The sequence below is a fragment of the Brevibacillus sp. HB1.1 genome (assembly GCF_013332445.1).
Lineage (GTDB): Bacteria > Bacillota > Bacilli > Brevibacillales > Brevibacillaceae > Brevibacillus > Brevibacillus porteri.
The window spans coordinates 203,309-217,863 of the sequence record NZ_JABMIV010000007.1 but is presented as its reverse complement, the minus strand read 5'-3'; the positions used below and the strand labels follow the sequence as shown (position 1 = coordinate 217,863).

The following is a 14,555-nucleotide window of genomic DNA, read 5'->3' as shown; positions in this document are numbered from 1 at the left end:
CCCTCACTTACATTTATAAAATTCTAAATTTACCGAATAAAATGATTGTAACTGCCGTTTACGTAAACGTCAACTTGATGAAAAATTTATCGGGCCAATCACCAATCTATTATTCGCCCATATATTGTTATTGTGATTTTTGTGGAAGGAGGTGAAGCAATGGCCGTCATTAAAGCGAACTCCAGTGATGTCGATATGCTTGCCAGACTGATTCGGGCTGAGGCTGAGGGTGAAGGTGAGTTGGGCATGTTGATGGTTGGCAACGTTGGGGTAAATCGGATTTTAGGGAACTGCCTTGACTTCAAAAACATTCGCAGCATGCGTGACATGGTCTATCAATCTCCGGGAGGATTCGAAGCGGTCCAGAAGCCGTATTTCTATCAACGTGCCAGGGAAAGAGACAAACGACTGGCACAGCGTGCAGTCAATGGAGAGAAAACCCGCCCGGCGAGCAACGCATTGTGGTTCTACCGTCCTGCCGGAAACTGTCCTCCTACCTGGTGGGATCAACAAAACTCCGGTCGCTATAAGGCACACTGCTTCTTCGTTCCAACACCAGCAGATTGTCCACGCGTCTATTAAAAGAATTAGATAGATAAAGGAGCGAGTTCATCATGAGTCAACAAATGCCTTACACTGGTTTCCCTCAACAACAATACGGCTACGACATGTACCCATCCGCCCAGTATCCATACGGTATGCCTCAGCAACAGCAGCAGATGATTCAGCAGCAGCAACCTCAACTGGTTCCGATGCAGCCAAGCGGATCCTTGATTCCTGGAATGCCCATTACTCCTGGGCAAGTGATGGAAGAATCGTACATCGAAAACATCCTTCGCCTGAATCGAGGCAAAGTCATTACGGTGTACCAAACGTTTGAAAACAACAGCCAATGGAACGCCAAAATTTTCCGTGGTGTCCTCGAAACAGCTGGCCGCGACCACATCATTATCAGCGATCCGCAAACCGGCAAACGCTATTTGCTCCTCATGGTCAACACCGATTACATCACTGCGGACGAAGAGTTGAATTACATTCCGCCTCAGCTTCCAACAGGAGTTCGGTAAGCAACCAAGCACAAAAAGACAGTTTCCATCGGCTATCCCCGGGGGAGAACTGTCTTTTTGACGTTTACACCATTCCATGCTATTAATGAGTGAGAAACACGACCGCTTTGCAAAGGATGAGGAAGAGTGGCATTTGGGATTACACGAGAGGAACTGAACCGTTGGAAGCAAGCCGTTAGTCGAGGCGAATTGGCATTTCTCACCCACTATTGGCTGGACCCACGGTTTCCTGGAATCAAAACCGTTACAAAAGTAGGCTGTGCCAATTATTCGTTACTGACAGACTGGTGCCTTGCCAACGGGCTCGATCCTGTCTACATTCATAACCGAGCACCCTTCCCACATTTTGATTTACTTGGTGAAAAACAAATTCAGATTTTGCATAAGGAAGGTCTGTGGGATCACTTGGAGCGCTTCTGTATGTTGGATGATGGACGAGACTAGGACGGATCTTTTTGCACGTGATAGCCTCGATCACCATATGGCGCCAGCTTTTTCATCCATTTATCTTCGAGTTTTTCCAGTGCATCCTTTCCATCAAAATACGGATGGTCTTTCTTCTCAACCTTCTCTAATACCTCGATTTCAAAAGCGTCCGGACCGTATTTATCCCAGTCTTTTTGCAGCTCACGATTAGGATGTGAGCCATGCTGAAGCATGAACTTTCTACCGTTGATCGTTTTTAGGTTATTCGTGCTGGCGATGAACACTTTGTCATTTTGCTTGTTCTTAATTTGATAAACGCCTGCATCGGTTTCTACTTCCTTGTACATCTGCTTGAGCTCTTGCTTGCGATTCATCTGTTGCGCCCCTCGTTCCTCTCCCTCATTTTCCACTGCGATCCGCCAATATTGACTGCCGTCAGCCTGTCTATCCATCAAACCAACATCGACTAAATATCTCCGCAAGGTCACATAATCGTCGTAGAGACCTTCCAAAATCTCATTCACTTCCCGCTCCGTGTAGAAACGATCGAGCTCAAATTTTTTGGAAATCTCTTCGAGTAAGATGAGTTTATGCTTGTGCTTGCGCGGGAATCGTTCTAATCGACCAGATAGTCCATTCGGCAAGAGTTTCTTTACGATCGCGGCATACTCTGCGGCATCGCCATCTTTCGAGGTATTCTTTTGCTTGCTTGATTTGGCATCGTTGGTCGTTTGATGTTTATCCGTTTCATGCAATAACTCCATCATGACCAGGAACACCTTGGCCTGACGTTCTTTTTCCTTGAGTGCAAAGCGGTGATTACGAATCGTCGATGCACTGCCGATCCCCATTTCATTTTGAACCTCGGCGTCTGTCTTGCCCTGGTAAAAGAGGCGAAGCAAATTAACCTGATGATCAGACAAGCCCGTCAATCGTTTATCCAACTGGCTCAAGTGAGTAAAGACAGAACCGTGCACAGCCTCGATGTGATGGCGCATAAAGCGGGACGCTTCGTACAGGGCACCCTCCACTGGATAAATAATTCCTTTCTCCACCTGTTCCCCACAGAGCAAACACATATAATGTTCGTCTTGTTCGATGTAACCTTGCTTCCATTCTTGAAGGGAAGCGCTCCAAAATGCTTCATGAAGACTCATATATAAACACAACCTTTAATCGTTTGATTTATTATAGATAACTTATCACTGCGTTTGTTTTGTGTCAAACAAAAAAGCTCCCTGTTGTGTATTTGCACAACAGAAAGCCTCTTTGTCTATGCTTCACTGGCTCGCATCGCAAGACTTGCTTGGGCCAGCTCTTTTAAAAATACCAGGCGATCGCCTTTATAGAAACGCCCCTCTGTTGATGTCCGGTTTTGCCGATAGCGGATCGCCAAGCGGTTTACCATACGATTGATCTCCAGATGCTGTTCCTCTTCCATTGTAAAACGTACGGCGTATTCGTAATAGTCCGTTTCCCACGGAATCGTGCGAACGACGTGGCCGTACATTTTCAGAGCCTGTCCGCACAATTCCGTCGCAAACTGCAGAACGAGCTGGTCATTGGCTGGCATTTTGAGATGAGAGAGAAATCGAAGTCCACCTGCTCCGATATCCTCGATCAATACCTGTGTGCTCCCAATCTCCATGGTTTTCCCTTTGATCAGCACAATAGTCATGTCTGCACAGAGGGCGTATTCTAGACGTAAGCGAAAAAATTCACGTTGATGCCCCTCTGATCTACCTGGCATTGTCTTCTCCTTCTTTCTCTTCTCATAGTGGGTAATACGCAAAAGAAAGAGCGCCTGTCACCTTGGCGCCTTTCTTTTTATTTTTTGGGCTTTCGGTATTTGATCTCCTTCTCTTTCACCTGAAAGCGATTCCATAATTCTCTCTCATCATGTGTGATGGAATCATGCCTTTCCAGCCGGAAGAGGAGTCTAACGACCACCCAAACAATCAAAAGAAACGCAAAAAAGATAACCAGTGTAAGAAAGATCATATAACCTGCCTCCTCCCATTTACTAACAACATATGGGAGGAAGCAAAATAAGATAACCAAATGTGTCAAAAACGTGACAAATCCTCTTGTTTAGAAGGTAGTCACACATCGCGGCTTCTCGGGAACACCAAACAGCCTATCCAAAATCGGAAGCTTTTCTGGAGCATCCAGCTCCAATTGGCCGTATTGATACAGCTTGTGGGCAGTTACTACCCCCATCACGAGTGAAGAAAAATCCGAAATATCTAGCTGCACCGCAACGTCAGGCTCCACTGCCTCCCTTAGTTCCGGACTACCATCGATAAACTTGATGAGCCATGTTCCTGCATTCTCAGGCAGAAACGAATCGCGGATCGTCAGCTTCACATTTACCGTTTCCGAACCAAAATGGTGGTGGGACAGCTGACGGAAAAATCCCGGCACATCAATGATCCGATACATCAGACCGACTCCAGATGCATGACTCTCATGATATATGCTCCACAACATTGTATCCGTTCCATTACCCGGATCAGATAACAACAAGTGAAAGTCTTCATCCGGCGTCGTGAACTCAATCCGTTGAATCTGATCGGCTTGACTACGAAGGAAAGAGAGCAATTGCGCGAGTGCTTCGCGGTTCTCATACTGAAGCTCTCTTACTTCTATGTTGTTGAAGAGTTTGTTTTTTTCATGGGTGCCCTGGAACTGGAAAGCGAGATAGCCTTCTAACCTTCCTTCCTTTTTGTAGCCGACGACAATCATTTCTGGAACATCGAGGAGTCTGTCCCAGTCCCGCTCTGTTCGCTTAATCATGCCATGTGTTTGACGGGCGATTCGATGATAACAAGCAGACAGTTCTTCTTTGTCCTCTTTTCCTATATAGACGATTTTGTCCTTGCCTACAAACGGCAGGCTGGACGGCTTGAACTTGTATTGATGAACCTTGGTCCCTACTCCAAAACCCATTTGCTTGTAAAAATCAACACGAAACGGATAGAGAGAGACCAGCGAGATTCCCCGCTCCCGATAGCTCGAAAGAAAACCTCGCAACATCGACATGGCCACTTTTTCCTTTTTATGCAAAAGGTCTACGGCGACCAGCCCAATCCCGCCAGTCAAAAGCGGTGTGCCGTGAACATTCATAGGAAAATCGTACCATTTCATAATCCCCACTAGTCGTCCATCACGGTAGCATCCGTGGTAGCTGACATGTGGGTCGTTTTCGATCGTCTCCCTTACGCGTTCGGCAAATCGCTGTCTGCTTTCTGCAACCAGTAGATTGCTTCCAGGGTAGCTCATCGCTGCAATCCTAACGACCTCATCGATATCGTCAATGGAAACTGGTCGAATCTCCTCCATCGTCCCATACACTCCTGTCCGCAAGAATTTGGGCATCTAGGAAAATAGTATCGATGAATGTACCAACTGGCAATATGTAGTTTGTATTTTTTGGAAAACTGTAACCAATTATTTGAAAAACGCCCGCACTCGGCGGACGTCTTTGAATTTAGTGTGTCTGTTTGACTCGGTTTTGTTTGACTCGGTTTCCTTTTGCGATCACAAGCGTCAGAACAAAGCTGGCTATCGCAAGCACTAAGGTGCCTGTGAAGACTACATGAACACCACTAGCCAACAAGTCTCGGATCTGTGCCAGCTGTGCCACTGGAATCGATCCGTGTTCAAACGAGGCCCCTAAATTCGCATGACCACTTGCTACAGTCACCATGTTGAACAACATTCCGAATACAGCTGCCCCGAAGGTTTGGCTAAATGTACCCGTGAACGTATTGAGGGCAACCGCTGTGCCCCTCTTGTCTACTGCAACGGACGATTGAATTTTTACCATGATGATCGGAGAAATGAGCCCCATTCCCAAACCAATTAAGCCTACAGCCACATAAATGAGGTATCCCGCTGACTGAGCGGACAGGAAGCTCAACAATGTTGTCGCTACCGTCAGAACGGCAGTTCCTGCGACAAACAACTGTTCAGCTCGCAGCTTGCCTAACAAGTTCCCTGCAAGGATAGAGCCGATCGTCCAGCAAACCGGCATCGGTGTCAGGACAAAGCCAGCCATTGTCGCACTTTCTCCCAAGACTCCCTGGCTCCAGATCGGCAAGTAAACCACCATGCTGATGACAATTCCATTGGTCAAGAGTGTCAGCAAATTGATCATGGTCACGTTTCGATTGGTAAAAAGCGAAAGCGGAATCAGCGGCTCAGGCGATTTCTTTTCCACTGATACAAAGATTAGATAGCTCACCAATGCAAATACGATCAAGGAAATCGTCACCGGACTGGTCCAGGATTGATTTTGGCTACCTGTTAACAAGGCATACAACAAAGCGATGGTCCCGACCGAAAAAATAAGCGCGCCCGGATAATCGATATGACGCTTTTCTTTGACGGCAAGCTTTTCCTTATACATAAAGACGAGCATGAAAAACGATACGAGGCCAAAAGGCAAGTTAAGAAAAAAGATATAACGCCACGTCAGAGTATCGACCAAAAATCCTCCGACCAACGGACCTGCCACACCGGAAAGTCCCCATACAGCACTAATCCAGCCCTGCGCTTTTGCTCTGGCAGTCTGCTCGGTGTACAAATCTCCGATGATAGTCATCGTAATCGGCATGACTGAACCTGCACCCAAGCCTTGAATGGCACGGAAAACAATGAGCTGCCACATCGACGTCGCCACTCCACAGAGCGTGGAACCTAACAAAAAGATACCGATACCGATTAACAATACGTTTTTTCGGCCAAATAAATCAGCCAGCTTGCCGTAAATGGGAGCAGATACGGCAGTGGCAAGCATGTAGATGGCGTATACCCAGCTCACCTGTTCAAAGCCTGCCAAATCACTCGTAATGCGTGGTACGGCTGTACTCACAATCGTTCCTTCCATCGCAGCAAGGAATGTCGAGAGCATTAGGGCAATCATAATCTGTAGTCTCATCTCGATCTCCTCTCTCTATCTACGCATGATTGCGAGCAGTGAAAAAGCATTGTTTAGTATATCACATTAGAGAACGTGTCTTCGCCAATCTTTCTCGCCCAACGAAAAACCTCGTCTTGTCGATGACAAGCGAGGCATTGTTTTTCCGATCAGGGTTATCGATTGGCTGCGCGTAGTTTCACTGCTGCAAACACCTGCTGGTAATAATACACTTCATGTGGAACAAAGTCAGGTTTTGCCGCGATCATCGCTGTATCTTTTTGCTCACCATTTTCCAATAGCAAAAATCCAATCACCGTTATCTGCCCGATTTCGTTCGCAAACAACCGCTCGAGCTCTTGCAGATTGACCCAAAAGAGCCCCGTGACTTCTTCTTCCTGTACACGGTACGCACGTAAGGGTTGATCGCATTCATACAAAAAGGTATGGCACATTTCCTTATCAATGATGGAGGGGGCAACCGTTACATCACGAATCACGCCTAGCTTGTCCAATTCCTCAAAGCCCACGGACAAGCCCAGCTCCTCCTCCAATTCCCGCACGCCGTCACATGGCTGTTCCGAAGCGAGAAGATGACCGGCAGAGGTAATGTCGAGCAAGTTCGGACAAGTATCCTTTTGTGGATGTCTTTTTTGGAACAACAATTCGATCTGTTCATCTACTACACGGTAAATCCAGCAGTGAAAGGTTTGGTGCCACAGCCCCAAGCGGTGTACTTCGCTACGCGCTTCAACCCCGATGTGCTGTCCTGCTTCGTCAAATATGTCTAGTTGCTCTTCCTGCATGTTTTCCACCCCATGACTTGTCTCTTGCGCTTTTCTTTTCCCCAAGTTACATTCCCGGTCCAGATCGTGAATTCCTCTCTATGGACGAAAGAAGGGACAGCGACAAACGCCATCCCTTCTATCACCATTAGTTGATCGATACTTCATCTAGCATCAAGTAGCCAACAGGGCTCAGCCAGAAGCCATTTACATTCTTGGATGTAACCGCCACATGGTCAATCGTGCGGATGGGAAGGATCGGTACTTCCTTCAGCTCGATTTCTTGCAGCTTTGCGTAAATTTCATTACGTTTTTGCGTATCTTTTTCGCGACGTCCTTCTTCAATCAGCTTGTCTACCTCTGGGTTGTTGTAGAACGCCATGTTACCTGCGCTGCCTTTCGAAGTGCTGTGGAAGACGTTGTACTGGTTGTAGTCGCCATCCCCTGTTGCATTGCCCCAGCCCCCGATGAACATCGCATGCTCACCATTGTCTGTGTGCTCCAGATACGCACCGTATTCCATGACTTTGATCTCCAAATCAATGCCGATACCTTTCAACTGTGACTGGATGACTTCTGCTACGTTCATGCGCTCTTTACGGTCATCTGTCACGATGGACGTTTTGAAGCCGTTCGGGTAACCTGCTTCTGCAAGCAGTGCTTTTGCAGCATTGACGTCATACGAGTAATCCTGGAGATTCGGGTTGTAGCCAATAACTTTTGGCGACATCGAGGAAACCGCTTGTGTTCCTACATTGTTGTATACCCCTTGTACAATGGCTTGCTTTTCGATAGCATGTGCGACAGCTTGACGTACGCGTACATCATCAAATGGCTTCTTCTGCACGTTAAAGCCGATATAATCCACACCCAAGCCTTCTGCACGTACCATGTTCATGCCAGGAGATGCCTGTGCGCGCTCTACTTCTGTCACAGGAAGCTGGTCGCCGATGTGCGCTTCGCCTGCTTCGATCATCGCTACACGGGTCGTATCTTCTGGAACGACCTTGTACAATACTTCATCTACCTTTGGCTTTTCACCCCAGTAGGTATCATTTTTTGCGAGTTTCATATCTTGGCCCGGTGCCCACGATGCGAATTTGAAAGGCCCGGTTCCCACAGGCTGCTTCGCCAATGTATCGGAATGCTCTGCGATTGCTTTCGGGCTGATGATACTTCCTTCTGAGCTAGCCAAGATGGAGAGCAGCGGTGCAAAAGGATACTCCAGCACGAAATGTACAGTCTTGTCATCCACAATCTTGATTTCTTTGATCATGGAGAAGTTGGATGCACGCGGTGATGCAACCTTTGGATCGAGTACACGTTCGAACGTCTTTTTCACAGCGTCTGCTGTAAACGGTGTACCATCGTGGAACGTAACGCCTTCACGAAGCTTAAACTCCCATGTCAGGTCGTCGAGCTGTTTCCATTCAGTTGCGAGTGTAGGCTTGTACTCGCCGTTTTTATCGCGAGAAACCAAGCTCTCATATACTTTTCCATACACATAGTTTGCCGAAGGAATATTGGAGATGAAATGCGGGTCCAGATTGTTGGCGTCTGCTTTGCGGGCTACAATCAGGGTTCCCCCTTCTTTCGGAGCTTCTGCAGCAGTTGTATTTGTCGAACCGGATTGCTCCGAGCTCGCACCACCACATCCAGTCAGCGCAACACTAACCGTCAATGTCAGAGCCAACAAGGAACCGACCATGCGTGTTTTCTTCATTTGTGTCTACCCCCTGTAGAATACTGTCGAAAATTCTGAATGTATTTCTTATTTGCATTATACGGTAGATTTTCAATCGAACCTTTCAGCATCTTTACATCAATTTATAATATTTTTACTTTTATTTAATTTCGTACAGATGGAAAGATACTTGGATTCGTAGCTTCGGTGGAGAAGCGTGTTTCCAGTCTACGCTTCGGCCTACGCCCCGCAAGGGGGAGGACTGTCCGCTCCGGTATGAATGACGGGAGCCGCTTCAAAAGTGGTAGCCTCGATGATGTATTCGCACGTTGAAGCTAAATACGCTCCCATCATTCATCCCTCCGCTTGGTCGGGCTCCAGAGGCGCTCTGACTGGAAACACGCTTCATGGACGTAGCTTTTACTGATTTTCCGATCTGTATATGAAAGGCCATAAGAAAATGATTGAGGGTTCTTGATGATTGTCCTCATTCTAATGAATGGATTTGTTTTAAAATCATTTATAGTTCGTTAAGTAATCTTTTATCATCTTGTATTGCCTGCCTTTCAAGATGTTACAAAAACTACGTTGGAAGAAGTGCATTTCCAGTCCAAGCGCCTCTGGAGCCCAACCCAGCGTAGGAATGAATGGCGGGGAATTTCAGCTTCACTTATGAGATACTTCTTTGAAATTATCTACGTTTGAAGCGCTCCCGCCATTCATTCCGAAGCGGACAGTCTTCTTTACCCCTTGCGGGGCGGAGGCCGAAGCGTAGACTGGAAATGCACTTCTTCCTTCACTACGGCTACTATTACTAACAAATGAAAAATCCGACCTCCCTATGAAGATCGGATCACATTTCTTAAATTTTATTATTTCTGCCAAACCATCTTGCCCGAGAAAACCACCGCTTCCTTCGGAGATAGTCTAGCCACAGCCTCGGCGGAGCATTTGGCACGGACGAAAACCGCATTTGCCTCATCTCCGACTTTCGGCCAAACCTGATTCCCAGCTTGGTCCAGTGGAGTCACGCCACCTGTAACGAATCCCAGTGCTTGCGATAGAGATCGCTCATCGATCCAACGGAACCGTTCAGCCAAACGGTTTGCTTTTTGCAGCATATCTCCGGTTCCAAATGGGTCCCAGTGATCGGTGATGTTGTCATTGCCCAATCCAACATGGACGCCTTTGGCATGAAGCAATGGAATCGGGATGGTCGGCATATCAATGGGCACAGCTGACATGACAGCGATTTGCTGCTCGGCAAAAAGCTCCGCAACCTCTTCTCCCACAGCAGTCGGAACCTCTCCTAGCCCGTAAGCATGACTGACAGTGACTCGACCTTGCCACCCCGCATCCTTCGTCATAGCAGCCAGTTTTTTCATAATATAAACACCCAAATGTCCAGGCTCGTGCAAGTGCAGGTCAACATCCGCATTCGCTTCTACCGCTATGTCCATCATCTTATCAAGAGATTTCTCGATATCATCGTCAAACGTGGCAGGATCGACACCACCGACGAGACCAGCTCCATGCTTCATCGCCTCGCGAACGAGGGAAACAGAATCACTGCGCAGCAACCCATGTTGGGGAAACGCGACAATTTCCCAGGAAAGTTTTTCACGATAAGTTGCCAATGCCTCCAATGTGGCTTCCAGGTTTTTCAGCCCAATGACCGGGTCAATGTTGCAATGGGTTCGTACGTGGGTAGCACCGTGCGATTGCACTAACTCCAGCAGCTTTTCTGCACGCTCACGGGCGACGGGAAGCTGCCGAGGCAACAGTTCCTGCTCTTGTTCGATTCGAAAAAAACGATTGGGAGCAGGAAGAACAGCTTGCCACGGACCTCCATAAAATGTTTTGTCCAAATGAATGTGCATTTCCCGGAAAGAAGGAAGCATCAGTAGACCTTGTGCATCCCATACAGATACCCCATCAGGTATATCCAACGAAGCAGGTACGATTTTCTCCACGCGACCGTCCGCGAGCAAGACATGAAAACGCTCCGTCTTTGTTCCCGTCACGATGCCATTCGCCTCTGTATAACCACATTCCAGACTCGCATTTTTGATCCACAAGCTTTCGTTCATGCTCCGTCTCCATCCTTTCCTCTCTAAATATTTGCGTTACTCAATCGTAATGCTATTGATCATCATGTACCCAGAAGGGCTGATCCAGAAGCCTTTGATGTTTTTGCTGATTGCAGCGACATGCTCAAGATTGCGGATTGGGACGATTGGTGCTTCTTGCTTTTCAATCTCCAACGCCTTTGCATAGATTTGCTTGCGCTTTTCCGTATCCTGCTCGCGGCGCCCCTCTTCGATCAGCTTGTCCACTTCTTTATTCACGTAGAATGTTGTGTTTCCGCCTTTGCCCAAAGAGCTGGAGTGGAACAGATTGTACTGGTTGTAGTCAGCGTCGCCAGTGGCATTGCCCCAGCCACTGATGAACAGTTCTGTTTCACCGTTGTCTTCTGCATCTAAATAAGCTCCGTACTCAAGCACTTTTACCTCTACTTCGATGCCGATCCCCTTTAACTGGGACTGGATCACTTCCGCGGCATTAATTCGTTCCTTGCGATCGCCTGTCCACAAGGTTGTCTTGAAGCCGTCCGGATAACCTGCTTCTTTCAACAGGGCCTTCGCCTTGTTCGGATCAAATTCGTATCCCTTTAACGCCTCATCGTATCCCAGAACCTTCGGACTCATTGCAGAATTCGCTTTCGTTCCGACATCGTTGTACACACCTTTGATGATCGCATCGGTCTCAATCGCATAGTTGATCGCCTGGCGAACACGGACGTCGTCAAACGGTTTTTTCTTGGTATTGAACCCGATGAAATCTGTCCCCAAGCCCTCTGTCCGGTACAAGCTCATTTGAGGGGAATTACTGACACGGTCAATTTCTGTCACCGGCAATGGTTCAGCGATATGCGCCTCTCCCGTCTCGACCATGGCTACGCGTGTCGTGTCCTCTGGTACGACTTTGAAGACGGCCTTGTTGAATTTTACCTTTTCTCCCCAGTAGTTGTCATTTTTCACGAGTACGATCTCTTGGCCAGGTGTCCATGATTCGAATACGAACGGCCCTGTACCGACGGGATGTTTGCTCAGGTCCTTGCCGTATTGCTCAATTGCTTTTGGACTAATGATACTGCCTTCGTGGTTGGCGAGGATCGACAGTAATGGGGAATACGGGTAGGCTAGCTTGAAATGTACGGTGTAATCATCCACTACCTTGACTTCCGATACCATCTTGAACTGAGACGCGCGTGGAGAGGCGACCTTTTCATCGAGGACGCGTGCGAATGTTGCTTTCACCGCCTCGGCGTTAAACGGCGTACCATCGTGGAAATGAACTCCCTGACGCAGCTTGAACTCCCAGGTGACATCGTCCAACTGCTTCCATTCCGTGGCTAGCATCGGTTTGAATGCCATGTTATCATCTCGCTGGACAAGACCTTCGTACACTTTGTGATGAACGACACTCGCTGCATTGATCGCTGAAATAAAGTGCGGGTCTAGATTGTTTGCGTCTGACTGGCGCGCAATCACCAGCGTCTGATCTGTTGCTGGAGCTTCCTTCGCAGTCGGAGTTCCTGCCGCACCTTGCTCTGTACCCGATGAACAGCCTGTAAGCACGAGGCCAACGCTCAGGATACCTGCCAGCATTGAACCTAGCATTTTTTGTTTTTTCATAGACTCGCCCCCATTTACTTCTTCTTTGTATAATCAATCAGCATAGCTCGTTCCCAGTGGGCGAAGCTATGCTGATCATGAAGCATTTTTTGCTGAAAATTATGGCAATGATATATTGTCGATCTCAATGTGTCCTGCTGGGCTAATCCAAACTCCTTCTACACCTTTTTGAATCGCTGCGAGGTTTTCTGAGAAGCGATACGGTACCATTGCCGCTTCGTCCATTTCGATTTGCTGTGCTTTTTCGTAGATTTGCTTCCGTTTTTCTTCGTCTTTCTCTTTGCGGCCCTCATCGATCAGCTTGTCCACTTCCGGATTGCTGTAGAAAGCGTGGTTACCGGCTGCCCCTTGCGACTTCGTGTGGAACAGATTGTATTGGTTGTAGTCTGCATCTCCTGTGGCATTGCCCCAACCACTGAGGAACAATTCTGTTTCGCCTTTGTTAGCTGCTTCAATATAAGCACCGAACTCTAGCACTTTCACTTCCAAATCGATATTGATTTGTTTCAGCTGTTGCTGCAGCACTTCTGCCAAGCTAATCCGTGCCTTGTTATCATTTAAGTAAATGGTTGCTTTGAAACCGTTCGCGTATCCAGCTTCCGCCAACAGCTTTTTGGATTTTTCCAGATCGTAAGGCAAGTCTTTTACATTCGGGCTGTAACCAACCATGGACGGGGTAATGGAAGAATGAGCAACCGTTCCGACATCGTTGTAGACCCCTTGAATGATGGTTTTCTTATCGATCGCATGTGCAATCGCTTGACGAACGCGTACATCATCGAATGGCTTCTTCGAGTTGTTAATTCCGATATGATCGCTAGCGAATGCAGGGTAACGACCAAGTGCCATACTCGGAGAATTTTTCACCCGATCGACTTCTGTCACTGGCAATTGCTCAGCTATATGCGCTTCTCCTGTCTCGACCATCGCGAGTCTGGTCGTATCCTCTGGAACAGTCTTGAAGACGACCTTGTCCAAATTCGGTTTGTCGCCCCAATAACTATCATTTTTCACCAGGACGACTTCTTGACCAGGTGTCCATGATTCGAATTTGTAAGGCCCTGTTCCCGTTGGATGCTTGGTCAACTCTTTCCCATACTGTTCGATCGCTTTTGGTGACAAAATGCCACCCTCTGCACTGGCGAGTACGGACAGGAGTGGTGCGTATGGATAGTGCAGGATGAATTGAACCGTTGTATCATCCACGACCTTTACTTCTTTGATGGCTTCAAACAAATTGGCGCGGTTAGAGCCTACGGCCGGGTCCTGGACACGAGCAATCGTCTTTTTCACAGCTTCCGCATTGAATGGCGTGCCATCGTGGAACGTCACACCAGAGCGAAGCTTGAATTCCCATGTCACATCATCGAGCTGCTTCCATTCGGAAGCGAGTGAGCCTACATATTTGCTTTCTTTGTCCATCCGAACAAGACCCTCGTATACCTTGTGATGAATGATGGCAGCAGAGTTGATTTGCGTTAGAAAATGCGGGTCAAGGTTGTTCGCATCAGACAAACGGGCGATGACGAGTGTCCCGCCTTCTTTGCCGACTGGTGCAGAAGCATTGGTTTGCCCTGAAGAATTGGTACTCCCTCCTGCTTCAGGTGCTTGTGAGCAGCCTGCCAACGCTGTAGAAACCGCAACGGTCATGGCAAGCAGCGTCTGGAAAAAGCGCGTCTTTTTCATGTAGTGATCCCCCTCTTTTGTGAAAAACGTCTCGACGTTTTTCATAAATGTTGATGTGACCGCTTGCGGTCAAAAAAACGGTCGTGACCGTTTTTTGCGCCAGATGCACTTGAATATTTTGACCATTCGCGCATATCTCATTTTACCCACTATTCTGTCATTTCATTTTCACTCTCTTTACTTGTATTTTCACTTTCTTTACTCTTTTTTTCACTTTTTCTACTTTTATGCGAACAGTGCGTGTTCAAAAAGTCGACTTTTGGAACAACCACTAAAAAAGACCCTCTC

13 protein-coding genes are annotated in these 14,555 nt (G+C 47.6%); 3 read left to right on the top strand and 10 right to left on the bottom strand.

The window, feature by feature from the left end:
• The first annotated feature begins 159 nt into the window (after window positions 1-159).
• The 3 genes from HPY27_RS19220 (at window position 160) to HPY27_RS19210 (ending at window position 1,511) form a co-directional block, all read left to right on the top strand.
• The gene (locus HPY27_RS19220) at window positions 160-582 is read left to right on the top strand and encodes a cell wall hydrolase (RefSeq protein ID WP_017251019.1); all 423 of its coding nucleotides are present in this window, start codon (window positions 160-162) and stop codon (window positions 580-582) included.
• Between the two features lie 32 nt (window positions 583-614).
• Window positions 615-1,067 carry a spore coat protein GerQ gene (gene gerQ, locus HPY27_RS19215; RefSeq protein WP_017251018.1) on the top strand — a complete coding sequence of 151 codons (453 nt, stop codon included), beginning with the start codon at window positions 615-617 and terminating at the stop codon, window positions 1,065-1,067.
• Between the two features lie 126 nt (window positions 1,068-1,193).
• The gene (locus HPY27_RS19210) at window positions 1,194-1,511 is read left to right on the top strand and encodes a hypothetical protein (protein ID WP_174225730.1); all 318 of its coding nucleotides are present in this window, start codon (window positions 1,194-1,196) and stop codon (window positions 1,509-1,511) included.
• On the opposite strand, the gene HPY27_RS19205 is transcribed toward HPY27_RS19210, so the two are convergent.
• From HPY27_RS19205 to HPY27_RS19160, 10 genes are all read right to left on the bottom strand, one after another.
• A complete protein-coding gene (locus HPY27_RS19205) occupies window positions 1,508-2,650 on the bottom strand; it encodes a DUF2087 domain-containing protein (protein ID WP_174225729.1) in 1,143 nt (380 codons plus the stop codon). The genes HPY27_RS19210 and HPY27_RS19205 overlap by 4 nt on opposite strands.
• Before the next feature lie 116 nt (window positions 2,651-2,766).
• On the bottom strand, window positions 2,767-3,243 hold the full coding sequence (locus HPY27_RS19200) for a PilZ domain-containing protein (protein ID WP_017251015.1): 477 nt from the start codon (window positions 3,241-3,243) through the stop codon (window positions 2,767-2,769).
• A gap of 77 nt (window positions 3,244-3,320) precedes the next feature.
• The gene (locus tag HPY27_RS19195) at window positions 3,321-3,494 is read right to left on the bottom strand and encodes a hypothetical protein (protein ID WP_174225728.1); all 174 of its coding nucleotides are present in this window, start codon (window positions 3,492-3,494) and stop codon (window positions 3,321-3,323) included.
• 90 nt (window positions 3,495-3,584) lie between these two features.
• Window positions 3,585-4,835 (bottom strand): GNAT family N-acetyltransferase, encoded by a 1,251-nt coding sequence (locus HPY27_RS19190; protein ID WP_174225727.1) that lies wholly within the window; start codon window positions 4,833-4,835, stop codon window positions 3,585-3,587.
• Between the two features lie 148 nt (window positions 4,836-4,983).
• The gene (locus HPY27_RS19185) at window positions 4,984-6,435 is read right to left on the bottom strand and encodes an MDR family MFS transporter (RefSeq protein ID WP_017251012.1); all 1,452 of its coding nucleotides are present in this window, start codon (window positions 6,433-6,435) and stop codon (window positions 4,984-4,986) included.
• Window positions 6,436-6,590: 155 nt separating this feature from the next.
• On the bottom strand, window positions 6,591-7,220 hold the full coding sequence (locus tag HPY27_RS19180) for an NUDIX hydrolase (RefSeq protein ID WP_017251011.1): 630 nt from the start codon (window positions 7,218-7,220) through the stop codon (window positions 6,591-6,593).
• Between the two features lie 127 nt (window positions 7,221-7,347).
• On the bottom strand, window positions 7,348-8,922 hold the full coding sequence (locus tag HPY27_RS19175; protein WP_017251010.1) for a glutathione ABC transporter substrate-binding protein: 1,575 nt from the start codon (window positions 8,920-8,922) through the stop codon (window positions 7,348-7,350).
• A gap of 833 nt (window positions 8,923-9,755) precedes the next feature.
• The gene (locus HPY27_RS19170) at window positions 9,756-10,973 is read right to left on the bottom strand and encodes an amidohydrolase family protein (protein WP_174225726.1); all 1,218 of its coding nucleotides are present in this window, start codon (window positions 10,971-10,973) and stop codon (window positions 9,756-9,758) included.
• 36 nt (window positions 10,974-11,009) lie between these two features.
• Window positions 11,010-12,581, bottom strand: coding sequence for a glutathione ABC transporter substrate-binding protein (locus HPY27_RS19165; RefSeq protein ID WP_174225725.1), 1,572 nt, complete (start codon window positions 12,579-12,581; stop codon window positions 11,010-11,012).
• A 99-nt stretch (window positions 12,582-12,680) separates the two neighbouring features.
• Window positions 12,681-14,267, bottom strand: coding sequence for a glutathione ABC transporter substrate-binding protein (locus tag HPY27_RS19160; RefSeq protein WP_017251006.1), 1,587 nt, complete (start codon window positions 14,265-14,267; stop codon window positions 12,681-12,683).
• Window positions 14,268-14,555 lie beyond the last annotated feature (288 nt).